Raw genomic sequence first — 15,199 nt, forward strand, 5'->3', positions numbered from 1 at the left:
TAGTCCCCTTTATTCTCATTAACTAGGCCAGCTTAACACGATATATGTAATTAAAATCCCTGAAATAATTAAAGACATATATGCAATGAAGGCTGTAATCATTTTTAAAAATTTTATTTTTATTTTGTTTCTACTCAAGAAAATTAAAAATAATGATAAAAGCATTAAGCCGATTCCTACAAAAGAAATAATTTCATTAATATGTGCCGCGTTCATTATGTTCCCCCTATGTATTTTCTACCATTATTATAGTATCAAAATAATCACATGATTTGAATTAAAATCTTTTTTAATCCTATTAAGACATTATCGACTTATTTAATGCTTAAGTATACTTGGAAGTTATTAATTTATTTCTTTGCTTCATAAAAAATCCATTAGAACAAATTCACTAGTTACACCTTAACAAACACCATCAAAATACCTCCTTGTTAAAACGAACCAAGGAGGCACTCAGGACCATTCACATATTTAAAAGTGCAAAATAAAAAGAAAGAAAAAGTAAAAATATACTCCTTCTTTCTTCGAAGCAAACTGGGGCAATTGCTTCGTAATCTTCTTCGACTAACACCCACCAGAATACATCCGGTATAAGTCATTCTATATTATGCGAAAATGTATGATTATGCACTAAATACATCGCTGAAGAATAAGCCCAATTATTTTTGTTTAAACATATTTGTTAATGATTGAAAATCTAATGGCATATTATTTGTAACAATTGCTTGAACGATTTTGTCTTCTTTTTCCTTAGAAACTTGACGACCTGTCATCAATGCAATTTGACGAACTAGTTTTCTAACAGTTGCTTCATCTTTAAAGTTTGCATCTTTTACTGAATCAGCGACTTTAAAAATATCTGATTTGCTTACATTTGCTTTCTTTTCAATTTTATCGAAGAAACCATTTGGATTATTATTAGTCACCATTCAAACCTCCTTCTTTTCTATACAAATATGCTATGCAAAAAAAGAGAAATGGTGAAACGCCTATTTTAGTCCATAAAAGAAAAAGCATTAAAACAAAGTTTTAATGCTTTTAATCTTACTATATAAATTAATTACTCGGCAAGATCGCTTATATAATTTGAAGTACTTTCGCCTTCATGTTTTTTTACACGAGACATAAGTGCATCAACTGCTAATTTAGGATTTTTATTTTCAAATAAAACTGCGTGTAATTCATTAACAATTGGCATTTCTACATTTACTTGTTTTGCTAATTGATATGCAGCCTTAGTCGTGCGAACTCCTTCAACGACCATACCCATATTATCTAGTACTTCGTCTAAAGATTTGCCTTTCCCTAATAAATTACCGGCTCTCCAGTTACGACTATGGACACTCGTACAAGTTACGATTAAGTCGCCCATTCCAGTTAAACCAGCAAAAGTTTGAGTATTCGCTCCCATAGCCTTACCTAAACGAATTATTTCTGCAAGTCCTCGTGTCATTAATGCAGCTTTGGCATTGTCGCCATACCCAAGTCCGTCAGTAATACCAGCAGCAAGTGCGATAATATTCTTTAATGCTCCACCAATTTCTACACCGATTACATCTTCGTTTGTGTATACACGGAAATAACCATTTGAGAATAATTTTTGAACAATTTCCGCATCTTCCATATTTTTTGATGCCGATGTTACAGTCGTTGGATGTCTTAAAGCAACTTCTTCAGCATGACTTGGTCCTGATAATACTACTACCGATTTTAAGAATTTCGAATCAATTTCTTCAGAGATCATTTCAGAAACACGCTTAGATGTGTCTGGCTCAATCCCTTTACTTGCATGGATGATCGTAACTTCGTTCGTTAATTCATTATTTAATTGCTGACAAACTTCTCTTATTGCTTTAGTCGGTACAACAAGCAAAATATAGTTAGCCCCATTGATTGCTTCCTTTAAATTAACCGATCCCTTTAAATTTTGAGGTAAATTAATTTCCGGTAAGTATCTTTTATTCGTATGTTGTTCATTTATTTCATTTATTTGTTCGGATTTATTTCCCCATAAAGTAACCGTATGCCCATTATCTGATAAAACCATGGCTAAAGCAGTTCCCCAACTACCTGCACCTAAAACAGCGATTTTTTCCAAATCAACACTCCCCTTCATAAAGAATCCATATTTCGAATTTAAGCTCGTGCACGACCGATAATCTTAATTGGAGATCCCTCGAAATCAAAAGCATCTCTAATACGATTTTCTAAGAAACGCTCGTAACTAAAATGAAGTAATTCAGGATCATTTACAAAAACAACAAATGTTGGTGGTTTAATTGCTACTTGAGTTGCATAATACACTCTTAATCTTTGTCCATTATGTGTAGGTGTTGGATTCATCGCAATTGCATCCATAATAACATCATTTAGTACATTTGTTGGAACACGTAAACTATGGCTTTCACATGCTTTATTTATCATCGGTAATAAAGTTTGAGTTCGTTTCTTCGTTTTAGCTGATAGGAATACAATTGGAGCGTAGTCTAAGAATTGGAAATGTGCTCGAATGTTTTCAATGAAATCATTCATCGTTTTTTCATCTTTTTCTACTGCATCCCATTTATTTACAACAATAACAATTGATCTACCTGCTTGATGAGCATAACCAGCGATTTTCTTATCTTGTTCGATAATACCTTCTTCACCATCTAATACAACTAAGACGACATCTGATCTCTCAATTGCACGTAAAGCACGTAATACGCTGTATTTTTCCGTACTTTCATAAACTTTACCTTTTTTTCTCATACCAGCTGTATCGATAATGACATAGTCTTGGCCATCTTTTGAATAAGGCGTATCGACTGCATCACGTGTAGTTCCTGCAACATTACTTACAATTACACGTTCTTGACCTAATAATGCATTTACTAAAGATGACTTCCCTACATTTGGTCGTCCAATTAAACTAAATTTAATTGTCTCTTCATCGTAATTATCATCTTCTTGCTCAGGGAAATGTTTTACAACTTCATCAAGTAAATCACCTATTCCTAAACCATGTGAACCTGAGATTGGAAATACTTCTCCAAAACCTAATGCATAAAAGTCGTAAATATCGCTTCTCATTTCAGGATTATCGACTTTATTAACGGCTAATACTACCGGTTTTTTTGTTTTATAAAGGATTTTAGCAACTTCCTCATCTGCCGCTGTAACACCTTCACGTCCATTTGTTAGAAAAATAATAACATCCGCTTCATCAATTGCGATTTCAGCTTGTTGACGAATTTGCTCTAAAAATGGCTCATCACCGATGTCAATTCCACCTGTATCGATTAAACTAAATTCTTGATTTAACCACTCTCCTGAACTGTAAATACGATCACGAGTAACTCCTGGAATATCTTCTACAATTGAAATTCTTTCTCCCACTACCCTATTAAAAATAGTTGATTTCCCTACATTTGGTCGTCCAACTATTGCAACTGTCGGTTTAGACATTTAATTCATCCTTCCTAGCATAACTATGTACCATTTAAATCATCTAAATGAGTTTTAGTTTAGTATTAAAAATTGATTTATTTAAATAACTTATCTATTTTAACAAAAAACACGAGAAAAAACCAATACACTTCAACTTTTTAGTAATTTTCTATTTTTGAGACTTACTTTTGATACGTAAATTACTATGAATTGAATTGCTGACAATAATAAAATAGACATTAATAATGTATCAAACCAACTTAAATCTCCAATTATATATTTAAAATCAATCGACTTAAACGTAATATAATTAAAAATTTCTCCCTGAACTAGACCGATTGTTATATAACGAATTTTGTCATAATAGGATTTACTTAAAAAGAAAGTAAGTAGTAATACTAAAAATGAACTAATTATTCTCTCATCAATAAAAAAGCTTGCAGGATCATAAATCGATAGCAGTGTAACTACACTATATGTCATTCCTATAATCAAGCCTTTAAAGAAATGAACTATTTGCTCAATTAAATTTAATAAACTAATAAAGTAGCTTATGATAAAAATTATAATGATATATGAAAGATTTATTTCAATTGAAAATAGATCAATTGTATAAGCTGAACAACTAATTAATATAAGCACTCCAGATAAATACAAGAAATTCTTCTTAGTTCGATCCCTATAAAACAAAAGAAATAAAACAATAATCCAAGAAGTAAATATAAATAAACTACCCTGCACACAAAAACCTCCTAATAGTACTAGTATGAACAATTCATATTCAAAAATAATCAAATCGAAAAGAAAGTGTATAAGAAGTTGCATTTAAAACGAATCTATAAATGAGATTTTTTTGGAGGTGAATCGAGTGGGAAAAGATCGTCAAGAAAAGAAACTTAAACAATCTAGAAGAGTTGAATCTGATCGAGATCAAAGCATACATTATAAAGGTGCTACACGTTTAGACACACCTGAAGAGGCAAGAGCAGAAAATCAGCATAACTAAAGTGTTCTAAATAAAAATCCTTCAGCAAATGGCTGAAGGATTTTTTATTATTTTTTAAATTTATTTAACTTATCACCAAGTAGTTCGCTTAATTGGAAACCACTTTCACTTGGTTGTACGTATTTAGCAATATCCTCTTGAAGTTCAGCTTCACCAGCTTCTTTAATGCTTAATGATAAGCGTTTTTCAGTAGGATTAATTTCTAAAACTTTTACTTTTACTTCTTGACCAACAGTTAAGACTTCGTTTGGATTTTTAATATGCTTATCAGCAATTTGGGAAACATGAACTAATCCTTCAATTCCATTTTGTACTTCTACAAATGCACCAAAGTTTGTAAGACGTTTTACAGTACCCTCGATAACCGCCTCGGCTTTAATGCTTGGATTTAATTGATCCCATGGTCCTGGCTGAATTGCTTTCATTGATAAAGCAATACGGTTTGTATCTGTGTCAATTGAAAGAACTTGAACTTTTACAGTATCTCCTACAGATACAATCTCTTCAGGTTTTGTAACTCTTTTATGAGACATTTGAGATACATGGACTAGCCCATCTATTCCACCAATATTTACAAAAGCACCGAAATTTGTTAATCTTTCTACTTTACCTTCAACGATTTGCCCAACTTTAATAGAAGAGTATGCTTGACGGCGATTTTCAATTTCATTTAATTGCTCAACAGCTTTATGAGATAAGATTACTCGATTTTTTTCGCGATCTAGTTCTTCAATTACTACTTCAAGCGATTGACCAACAAAGCTTCCTAGATCTTCAACGAATTTTTTTGAAACTAGTGAAGCTGGAATAAATCCACGAACGCCTACGTCTGCAATTAGTCCACCATTTACTTGCTCTGTAACGATTACTTCAAAAACTTCTTTACTAGCTAATTTTCCTTCTAATTGTTCCCAAGCCTTTACTGAATCTACGGCACGTTTAGAAAATACAACTGTATCTTCTTCAACTTTAATAACCTTTAATTCAATTTCTTGTCCAACAGTTAGCGCTTCACTTACGTTTTCGATATGTACGTTTGAAATTTCTTTTATTGGAAGAATACCATCTGTTTTTCCACCGAAACCTACGATTGCTTGCTTATCTTCAATTTGTTCTACTACACAAGAGATAATTTCCCCAACTTCTGGCATTACTTTTTCAACCATGTCATATTCCTCCTTATGTTTTAAAAATGGATAGGCCAATTATGTATTATCCTCTTTTACCTTCTAATAAATAAGCAGAAAAGTCAAGAAATCTGATGACTAATTCTTCTAAATATTTTTTATTTTCCCTTCGACTATCGTTAATATGTCATTTACGACATCATCAATGTTTTTTGAAGTAGTATCTAATGAGATTGCATCATCAGCTTTTTTCAATGGTGAAACTTCTCTTTCTGAGTCAATTCTGTCTCTTGTCGCTATTTCTATTTTCAATTGCTCTAAATCACTTTCAAAACCATTTTTGACATTTTCGATATGTCTTCTTTGAGCACGTTCATCTACAGAAGCAATCATAAAGATCTTAACTTCTGCACCGACTAATACATGAGTCCCAATATCTCTTCCATCCATTACAACCCCACCATTTACGGCATATTGGCGTTGTAAATCGACCATTTTTTCACGAACTAAACTATGTTTTGCAACAAATGATACGTTTCTAGTTACTTCTGGTGTTCTTATTGGCTCTGAAACATCTACATCATCGATGAAAACCTTTTGAGTCCCTTCTTCCGGGATTAACTTGATCGTAATATTTGAAAGTAAATTACTTAAATCCATCTCGTTATTGACATCAATATTGTTTTGGATTGCTTTAAAGGTTAGAGCACGGTACATGGCACCTGTATCTATGTATACATATCCTAATTTTTTTGCAACAATCTTTGCAACTGTACTTTTACCGGCAGCTGCTGGTCCATCTATCGCTATACTAATTTTTTTACTCATAAGTCCTCCTACATAAAAAAAGTGCTACTTCAATAGCAACCTTTAATCTTATCATGTCCTAAAAAATTAAAACAAATAAAAATAAAGCAGGCTAGCCTGCTTTATTTTATATTACCATATGATTCCGACGAATTCACCTATTTACCAATATGATTATATACTTCTCTCGTGACGTCCTTAGCTTTTTGCGTAACACCTTCATACAATTCTATTTTGGTTAAATAGACAGAAAGACTAGGGAATGATAAGACGTATTGACTGATGACTAAACAAAATAACTGAATAATAATTAATTTAAATAATATTCGCTCGATTCTTTTCATTTAAGATCATACCTTTTTTATTACCAGTATGATTAGATTCAAATAATTTTATACACAATTTTGAATTTAATTTTTAATTCATCAATCTCTTAACAAATTAAAAAAACGTGCTAAGCACGTTTTTGTGAAATGTATAGACAAGTAAAAATTATTTAGAGAATCCTTCAAGAATGTCATTCACTTCGGATGCTAACATAACAGTTAATTTAATTCTTGCCTTTTTACTATCATAATCTTTACCTAAAATAACACCTTTATTAACTAAATCATAGGCACTTCCGTAATAATCATAAGTCGGATATACTTCGCCTTCTTCAGAACTAGTTGTGATGATTACTTTAACACCATCTTTAACAGCTTTTTCAATTTCTTCAGTCATATGTGGAGAAACTTGTCCTCTTCCAACGCCTTCAAGGACAATTCCTTTAGCTCCATTTTCAACAGCTGCTTTAATTAAATATCCTTTTGCCTCAATATAACATTTAATGATATCAACTTGAGGTAATTCACTTGTAATTTTGTATTTATCCTTTAATACCGGTTTTTGATAGATATGTACTTTATCGTTATCGATAATACCTAAGTATCCGAATCCAAATACGTTAAATCCTTGAATATTAGATGCATGTTCTTTTTTAACATATTTTGCAGTAAAAATACGTTCATTAAAGACAACAACTGTACCGACGTTTCGAGCAGATTCGTCAGATGCAGTATAAATAGCATGTCTTAAATTGATAAAAGCATCGGTACCTAATTCACCTGGTGATCTTTGAGAGCCAGTAATAACAACTGGACGATCATCGTCAATTGTTAAATCTAAAAAATAAGCCGTTTCTTCTAACGTATCAGTTCCATGGGTAACAACAACCCCATCGATTGTTTCATCTTGATAGTATTCTTCAATCTTATTCTTTAACAACATCCAATGTTCGAAGCCTATGTGCATACTTGGAACTTGGAAAAAAGAATCAACAATAACATTTATGTCTTTTGGTAAATTGAGCATATCTGCAATTTCTTGTCCTGACAATGCTCCAGAATCTAACTTACCTGATTCTGCATTTGGTTTGCTAGCAATCGTTCCACCCGTTGTTATTAATACTACTTTTTTCATTTTAGCACCTCATTTCACATGAAATTATAACATTTTAAAATTCTTTAAGTAAACAGAAAACGGCTTGAAAATCGTTAATAAAAAAAACGTAGCATCGCTACGTTTTTAGTTTAATTAAAATTTTTATTTACTAGCTAAGTGGGAAACTATTAAGTCACCGTGAAAACGACCATTTTCTATAAAAATTTCGTTTGCATTGTTTCCTGCAGCAATTACCCCTGCAATATAAATACCTTCAATATTTGTTTCCATCGTTTCTGGATTAAATAAAGGTCTTCCTGTTGTATCATCAACTTTTACTCCCATACTTTTAATTAATGTATGATCTGGGTGGTATCCTGTCATGGCATAGACAAAGTCATTCTCAATCTCAATTATTTGCCCTTCTTTTTCGTATACTACTGATGATTCTTTGATTTCAATTAGATTTGCGTTAAATTCCATTTTAATTGTTTCAGAACGGGCAAGTGCCTCGAATTCTGGTAGAACCCATGGTTTAATACTTGGTGAATAAGAGCTACCTCTATAAAGTACAGTTACATCTGCTCCACATTTTTCTAATTCTAGTGCTGCGTCAACACTTGAGTTTTTACCACCAATAATGACAACCTTCTGATTAAAATGTTTATGACCTTCAAAAAAGTAGTGTGAAACTTTACTAAGCTGTTCACCAGGCGTCGATAAATAGTTTGGTTGGTCATAATATCCAGTTGCTACAATTACCGCTTTTGCTTCATAACGTTTTTCTTCACCGTTTATTGTAACGGATTCGATGATAAAATCATTTTTCTTACTAACTGTTTTTACCTCTTCATATGCATTAATTTTAATGTTATTTCGTTTAACAACATCACGGTAATATGCTAGAGCTTGGTGTTTTTTTGGTTTTCTACCTTCAATAATAAATGGAATATTTCCCACTTCTAATTTTTCACTTGTACTAAAAAATGTTTGATGCGTTGGAAAACGACTGAGGGTATGGACAATATTTCCTTTTTCAATTATTAAAGCAGATATCCCCTTATTTTTTAATGCTAAGTAAGCTGCAATACCACAGGGTCCTCCGCCAATGATCAGAACTTCAACTTTTTCCATTTGAAACATCTCCAATAAACTAGAGTCTTAGATTTATTTACTATTTCTATTTTACGTAAAATATTCAATTTGTCTAATAATAGCTAATCAAAAAAAACAAGGTGGATATTTTCCACCTTGTTTTTAACTTCAAATATAATCTTATACCCAACCTCTAAATCGGCTAGCTTCAGCCATTTTACGCGCACCAACCATGTAAGCAGCTAATCGCATATTTACTTTTCTATTTACACTTGTTTCATAAATATTATTAAATGAACGTACCATAACTTTTTCTAATCGATCTTCTACTTCTTCTTCAGTCCAGTAGTAACCTTGGTTATTCTGTACCCATTCAAAGTAAGAAACAGTTACGCCACCAGCACTAGCTAATACGTCTGGAACTAATAAAATTCCGCGCTCTGTTAAAATCTTAGTAGCTTCAAGAGTTGTTGGTCCGTTTGCAGCTTCAACTACAATATTTGCTTTAATATTATGAGCATTATCTTTTGTAATTTGATTTTCAATCGCTGCTGGAACTAAGATATCACAATCTAATTCTAATAATTCTTTATTTGAAATTGTATTATTAAATAGTTTAGTAATTGTACCAAAGCTATCTCTACGATCTAATAAATAATCAATGTCTAAGCCGTTTGGATCATGAAGTGCACCATAAGCATCAGAAATACCAATAACTTTTGCGCCAGCATCATGCATGAATTTCGCTAAGAAGCTACCTGCATTACCAAATCCTTGGATAACAACTCGTGCACCTTCTAATTCAATACCTCTACGTTTTGCTGCTTCACGAATTACAATCGTTACACCTTTAGCAGTAGCTGTTTCACGGCCGTGAGATCCACCTAGTACTAATGGTTTACCAGTAATAAAACCAGGTGAGTTAAATTCATCTATTCTAGAATATTCATCCATCATCCAAGCCATAATTTGTGAGTTTGTAAATACGTCTGGAGCTGGAATATCTTTAGTTGGTCCTACGATTTGGCTAATTGCACGAACATAACCGCGGCTAAGTCTTTCTAACTCACGGAATGACATATCACGTGGATCACAAACGATTCCACCTTTACCTCCACCATATGGTAAATCTACAATTCCACATTTTAAGCTCATCCAGATTGAAAGGGCTTTTACTTCATTTTCTGTTACATTTGGATGGAAACGGATACCACCTTTAGTTGGTCCTACTGCATCATTATGTTGAGCTCTGTAACCAGTGAAAATTTTCACTTGTCCATCATCCATGCGAACCGGAATTTTTACAGTCATCATACGAACTGGTTCTTTTAAAAGTTCATACATTTCATTTGAATATCCTAATTTTTCTAACGCTTCTTTAATAACTACTTGTGTAGGCGCTAGTACATCTAATTGTTCTTCAGTGTTGCTATTTTTCTCTGTAGATTTCTCGGCAACCATTGTAAACCCCCTAGAAATTTGAACTATGAAAAGATTCATTCATTCTGAAATTAGTATACAACTTTCCATCCCATTTTGAAAGTTATAAACACATAGAAAACAAAATATAATATTCGTTTAATGTAAGCGTTTTCTAAGGTCATTATACTCCTATTTCCAAAATTTGAAAAGAAAAGAATGTGAAGAAATACAATATATTAATAAAAATTTACAAAAGTAAAACCTCTCGTAATAAATTACTGAGAGGCTTTATTTTTAACGAAATAAAAATGCAGTTGTTCAATAGCATTTTCCGAGATAAGTTCTTTACCATATTCAATAATACGGTAAATTGTTCTTGTGGAAGGATTACCATATTCAGCTAATATCGCATAAAATGTTTCACGATCTAGTCTTCCTATTTCATTCTCTTCGAACTTTAAGTAAAACGTATTTTCAAAAGAGAATAATCTCCCACCTAAAGCTTCACATGAAACTAATTTTTCAGAAAGTAGGATTAGATCATCTAAAGTAGAAAACTCGTACAATATATGTTCACTTTCATCTAGGATTACTTCCATCGAGATAAAATCGTCTTGAAATTCATCTTCCTCTTCTTCAATATCATCGGATTTTGTTACAATAACAACCATACCTTGAGCTTGAAGAGAGAAAACTTCAACGGATACTTTTCCATCTACTTCGAAACCTAGTTCTACGCTAGCTTCATGCATCATATCTTGAAAAAGCTGTTGAACTTTTGGTGCATTGTACCATAAGTCTTCTTTTGTCAGACCACGTTCAGATAAATCATCAGATGTAAGAAAAACTTTTATTTTATTGTAGTTCAACCGTTCCAACCTCATGAACTAGCCTCCTTGCTGCATTTACCATAGTACAGTTTATGTTTTTATATAATTTTGGTGATTCTAAAGTCAAAATTCATTTATAATTAAAATTCTGCTTTAACCATTCATCCCAGTTCGATTGTTGATTACCTATATAAAATTCCTGTATGGAATCCATAATTGGGCTCTCACAAGTTGAAACTGCATGTCCACCAATTCCAATAATGATATCAGGTTTAATTTTTTTGATTATGATGGCTAGATCAATTGTTTTCTTTAAATTTTCCCTTAAAGTACAAGTCATGATAAATCCAGCTGGGTTCACTTCATTAATTACTTGTTCAACATCATTTGAATCGATTGATGCGCCTAAATAAATAACTTGAAAACCGATTCTTCTTAAGTAGATCGTAAATATTAATAAACCTAGTTCGTGCTTTTCTTCAGGTCCACAAACCGCGATTAACTTTGGCAAATGTTTATTGTTAGGTAAATTTTGATAAATCATCCCTAATCTCGTTCTCAGAAAAGATGTTGCAAAATGTTCATGGGCACTTGTAATTTCACCATTACGACATTTATCACCTATTAATATGAAAACCTTAGAAATAATTTTAAATAATACTTTATCTACAGAAAAAAGACTAAATGCGTCATTCACATAATTGTGGGCTTCACTTTCTTCAAAAGATAATAATGAAGAAACAATTCGATTTACTAGAGCATCTGATTGTAAATTTTCAGTAAGAGAACTGTCATTAGACGATTTATGCCCTTTTGCTTCGTATAAATTAATTGCTTGTCCAATTGTAAATCCTTCATTAACTTTTTGAACGAGCCATTTTAAAATATAAACATGTTCTTCTGTATATAGTCGATGGCCAGCATCATTTCGTACAGGACTTATGATATTATATCTTCTTTCCCAAGCTCTTAATGTGCCTGGTAATATCCCAACAATGTTAGAAATTGCTTTAATATTGTACTTTCCTATTTGGGCCAATTTTCTTTCCTCCTGCATGTAAACAAGAAACACTTATTTCATAACTTCAAAATTTAAAACAGTTATTGTGTTTTGTTTTCGAATTCCTTTATTGTTATGTAGCTCCAAATATACCGTTTTCTGATTTCGATTTACATTTATTTGACTTCTTTCAAACAGATAAACTTGAATACTTTCAAAATTACTACTTTTACTATCCTTGACTTCAGTATAGCTTGTTAAAATACTAAGATCGTCTTCATATCGCTCTTCAAGTGCAAAGTTTAAATCATCTCTTTTTGTTTTCACATCATCTAAACCAACAATCGAAAACTTTGTCCCATTTTCAGTCTCAAATGAAGCACTTTTATTTTCTAAAATTGTAACTTTACAATCTAGTAATAATGCATTTAGATCTCTATAGTTGCCACTATAATCAAAATCATTCCACAAAAAATATACTGGAGCCAAAGATGATAAATAGTGGATGTTTTCATCATTATATTTCTTTGATTTCTTTTTTGAGTAACCGCTTAAAAGGATTAATGTATTATGATTGCAAATTTTTTCAATCTCACTCAATTTAAAAGGAATATCACCTATATTTGGAATCCATAAAAGCTGAATTGACTGTAATGAATCATCTAAATGCTTTATTTTAATTTTTTTATTAATAATTTCTAGTTTACTTTTTCGATTTAGCAATAGAATAATTGCTACTATTAATACGAATCCGATCGATAATAATAATTTTATTTTAATTTCCCCCTTGTAACTTAACCCATCAACAAAGTAAATATCGGCTTATTTCCTGATTTTACTTCTTTTTAAAAAAATCAACTTTATCTATTTCTTTTTGTTATAGTTCAAAGTGCTTTTATTTATTATACAAAAACTAGTAGAAATTGAAAAATTTTAAACAACAAAAAACTTATATCCATTATTACAAAATGGGCATAAGTTTTTAATTTGAGTAAAAAATGGTTTAATTGTCTATTGTCGTCTATGCAAAAAACTATAATTAATCAATTTTTTGTTCCAAGAAAACTGCGAAACTAAAATAATATTATTTGTGTTTAACTGTAGAATTTTCTTATTCATTTGTAACAGATACTATTCTTAGACCAATCTCTTCAAATTTACGTAAAATTTTATCGATATTTTTATTATCATCTATTTTTAAGACAATTCTTCTTAATAACTGATCTTTTGAATCAAAAGTTACTAGCGAAATAATATTAATCTTGAAATTGTGAAGATAATCAAGTAATCTTGCTAATTGCCCTTCCTTCTCCATACTTGTCATTGAAATTCTTATTCCCCGACAATCCTTTCCAAGTACTTCTTGAAAAATCTCAATTACGTCATATCTTATAACTAGTCCAACAAAATTTCTCTCATCATCAACTACTGCAATTGATGGGTATTTTTTTAACGAGTTCATTGTATCTTCAAATGGCTCTTCTGATTTAACACAGATTGTTTGATGTGTTGCGATTTCACCTATTTTTAGATTCTTTGTATATTCTTCTTTTCGTAATTCACTAAAAAAGCATCTTCTAAAAATCTCTGCTTGTGAAATCATTCCAACATATTTATTTCCCGTTAATACAGGTACGCTATCTATTTGCTTTTCCAATAAGAGATTAATTGCAAACTCTACAGTTTTATTAGATTGGATCGTAATTACTTGATGGTTTTGAAGCATTCTATGCTTTGCTAACATACTATAACACTTCCCTTCCCTCTATTTATAACATAGATTGGAAGCATCAAATCAAAGCGAATTTGTCTAGATTTTGAATTTCAATTTCATTGCCTTTTATGTATCTCTTAACATTATTTATCCACATCGACATTTAATGGGATTTTTAAGATCTGGCCAGGCGTCACTTCAATCCCATTTAAATGATTTGCATCTTGAATAATTTCTTCGCCATCACGATTACCGTAATATTTCATTGAAATAGTAAATAATGTTTCTCCTTTTTTGACTTCGTGATTAATTTCTTCCACTCCAACAGTTTCACTTGAATCTGTTGGAGGTTTTACTACATTTTTTATTTCTTTTTTGATTGGAGCTTTTTTCTGTGTTTCATTCTTTTTTTGTTTTTTAACATGATCGGTAGTAGCTAATTCAACTTTTTCAAATTTATTTGAAGGTATGATTAAACTTCCTTTTTCAGTAAAAATTTTATCGTATTTACTATGTACAAACTTAACCACTCCAAATGGTAGCATGATAAAAAGTATGACTAAAGCAGTGATTAAAGGATATTTTATTTTCCACCAGGGTCTTTGTAGATCCTCTTTTATTTTCATTGTTTCACTTCTTGGTGGTAAATTTAACAGATCAACTGCTTTATTCTGATCATTTATTTTCTTAATTTTTGATTTCTTATTTTTTTTCTTTCGACTTAAGTCAGCAATACTATTATTCTGAAGCTCATTTTTCATTCTTTGTCTTCACTTTCCAAACTTAATTTCATATACATTCCTAAAACATAATCTAAGATAAAATGTGCGATAAATACAATTACTATATTATTTGTTTTCAAATACAAGTAACCTAAGAAAAAACTTTCAATTAATACAATCGTAAGTAAAATCGGTTTTTTCACATAGCGAAAATGAACTAAAGCGAAAACAACTGATGCAATAATTAGTCCAAATTTAGCTTGAATAAATCCTCTAAAAAGTAATTCTTCTGATAATGCGATCAAAATACAAAGTAATGTCATTTCAGGAACTGAAAGTGACGTAAAGAATCTTTTATTAAAACCGCCATCATCCAACAAACGCTCTGGAATCGTATAATTTAATAAAATATTAAATAAGACGAGTGAAAATCCAGCACCGAATCCATATAAATATGTTTTATAACTTTTAAATAAATGTAAATCATCTATAAATTTTTCTGTACCAACGAAAAAAGCAATACATAAAATTGCGATTACTAAAATGATTAACTGCGTACCGTATACGCTTTTCTTCAAATAGTTAGCAGAAATTTCTTGTCGGTTTAATTCGCTTTCCATATAGA

At 31.3% G+C, this 15,199-nt stretch carries 18 protein-coding genes; 1 reads left to right on the top strand and 17 read right to left on the bottom strand.

What is annotated here, in order from left to right; all coding sequences use genetic code 11:
• Positions 1-18: 18 nt before the first annotated feature.
• The 5 genes from AB1282_RS21070 to AB1282_RS21090 form a co-directional block, all read right to left on the bottom strand.
• Complete coding sequence (locus AB1282_RS21070) at positions 19-216, bottom strand: DUF2768 domain-containing protein (protein WP_056466707.1); 198 nt, start codon at positions 214-216, stop codon at positions 19-21.
• 443 nt (positions 217-659) lie between these two features.
• Entirely contained in the window at positions 660-929 is a 270-nt protein-coding gene (locus AB1282_RS21075) for a stage VI sporulation protein F (protein ID WP_056466710.1), read from the bottom strand.
• A 131-nt stretch (positions 930-1,060) separates the two neighbouring features.
• Complete coding sequence (locus tag AB1282_RS21080) at positions 1,061-2,116, bottom strand: NAD(P)H-dependent glycerol-3-phosphate dehydrogenase (protein WP_429900303.1); 1,056 nt, start codon at positions 2,114-2,116, stop codon at positions 1,061-1,063.
• Between the two features lie 20 nt (positions 2,117-2,136).
• Complete coding sequence (der, locus tag AB1282_RS21085; protein ID WP_056466717.1) at positions 2,137-3,447, bottom strand: ribosome biogenesis GTPase Der; 1,311 nt, start codon at positions 3,445-3,447, stop codon at positions 2,137-2,139.
• A gap of 132 nt (positions 3,448-3,579) precedes the next feature.
• Positions 3,580-4,170, bottom strand: a complete 591-nt coding sequence (locus AB1282_RS21090; protein ID WP_056466720.1) for a YphA family membrane protein — start codon at positions 4,168-4,170, stop codon at positions 3,580-3,582.
• Positions 4,171-4,297: 127 nt separating this feature from the next.
• Here AB1282_RS21090 and AB1282_RS21095 point away from each other — a divergent pair, with 127 nt between their 5' ends.
• The gene (locus AB1282_RS21095) at positions 4,298-4,435 is read left to right on the top strand and encodes a YpzI family protein (protein ID WP_082459340.1); all 138 of its coding nucleotides are present in this window, start codon (positions 4,298-4,300) and stop codon (positions 4,433-4,435) included.
• A gap of 47 nt (positions 4,436-4,482) precedes the next feature.
• On the opposite strand, the gene rpsA is transcribed toward AB1282_RS21095, so the two are convergent.
• From rpsA to AB1282_RS21155, 12 genes are all read right to left on the bottom strand, one after another.
• Complete coding sequence (gene rpsA, locus AB1282_RS21100) at positions 4,483-5,601, bottom strand: 30S ribosomal protein S1 (protein ID WP_429900306.1); 1,119 nt, start codon at positions 5,599-5,601, stop codon at positions 4,483-4,485.
• 108 nt (positions 5,602-5,709) lie between these two features.
• A complete protein-coding gene (gene cmk / locus AB1282_RS21105; protein WP_056466725.1) occupies positions 5,710-6,390 on the bottom strand; it encodes a (d)CMP kinase in 681 nt (226 codons plus the stop codon).
• Between the two features lie 137 nt (positions 6,391-6,527).
• The gene (locus tag AB1282_RS21110) at positions 6,528-6,713 is read right to left on the bottom strand and encodes a DUF5359 family protein (RefSeq protein ID WP_069031855.1); all 186 of its coding nucleotides are present in this window, start codon (positions 6,711-6,713) and stop codon (positions 6,528-6,530) included.
• Positions 6,714-6,861: 148 nt separating this feature from the next.
• Positions 6,862-7,830 carry an asparaginase gene (locus tag AB1282_RS21115; RefSeq protein WP_429900307.1) on the bottom strand — a complete coding sequence of 323 codons (969 nt, stop codon included), beginning with the start codon at positions 7,828-7,830 and terminating at the stop codon, positions 6,862-6,864.
• A gap of 123 nt (positions 7,831-7,953) precedes the next feature.
• The gene (locus AB1282_RS21120; protein WP_056466732.1) at positions 7,954-8,925 is read right to left on the bottom strand and encodes a YpdA family putative bacillithiol disulfide reductase; all 972 of its coding nucleotides are present in this window, start codon (positions 8,923-8,925) and stop codon (positions 7,954-7,956) included.
• Positions 8,926-9,066: 141 nt separating this feature from the next.
• Positions 9,067-10,347: a Glu/Leu/Phe/Val family dehydrogenase gene (locus AB1282_RS21125; RefSeq protein ID WP_056466735.1), complete on the bottom strand. Its 1,281-nt coding sequence runs from the start codon at positions 10,345-10,347 to the stop codon at positions 9,067-9,069.
• A gap of 236 nt (positions 10,348-10,583) precedes the next feature.
• Positions 10,584-11,192 carry a genetic competence negative regulator gene (locus AB1282_RS21130; protein ID WP_335415320.1) on the bottom strand — a complete coding sequence of 203 codons (609 nt, stop codon included), beginning with the start codon at positions 11,190-11,192 and terminating at the stop codon, positions 10,584-10,586.
• Positions 11,193-11,268: 76 nt separating this feature from the next.
• A complete protein-coding gene (locus AB1282_RS21135; protein ID WP_156339601.1) occupies positions 11,269-12,177 on the bottom strand; it encodes a MerR family transcriptional regulator in 909 nt (302 codons plus the stop codon).
• Positions 12,178-12,210: 33 nt separating this feature from the next.
• The gene (locus AB1282_RS21140) at positions 12,211-12,861 is read right to left on the bottom strand and encodes a hypothetical protein (RefSeq protein ID WP_429900309.1); all 651 of its coding nucleotides are present in this window, start codon (positions 12,859-12,861) and stop codon (positions 12,211-12,213) included.
• A 388-nt stretch (positions 12,862-13,249) separates the two neighbouring features.
• Complete coding sequence (locus AB1282_RS21145; protein ID WP_056466747.1) at positions 13,250-13,882, bottom strand: CBS domain-containing protein; 633 nt, start codon at positions 13,880-13,882, stop codon at positions 13,250-13,252.
• A 113-nt stretch (positions 13,883-13,995) separates the two neighbouring features.
• On the bottom strand, positions 13,996-14,613 hold the full coding sequence (locus AB1282_RS21150) for a LysM peptidoglycan-binding domain-containing protein (RefSeq protein WP_429900312.1): 618 nt from the start codon (positions 14,611-14,613) through the stop codon (positions 13,996-13,998).
• Positions 14,610-15,194: a CPBP family intramembrane glutamic endopeptidase gene (locus tag AB1282_RS21155; protein ID WP_056466755.1), complete on the bottom strand. Its 585-nt coding sequence runs from the start codon at positions 15,192-15,194 to the stop codon at positions 14,610-14,612. The genes AB1282_RS21150 and AB1282_RS21155 overlap by 4 nt, the downstream gene beginning before the upstream one ends.
• Between the last annotated feature and the right edge of the window lie 5 nt (positions 15,195-15,199).

It is taken from the genome of Gottfriedia sp. S16(2024) (assembly GCF_050473765.1).
In the GTDB taxonomy this organism is placed as follows: Bacteria; Bacillota; Bacilli; order Bacillales; family Bacillaceae_G; genus Gottfriedia.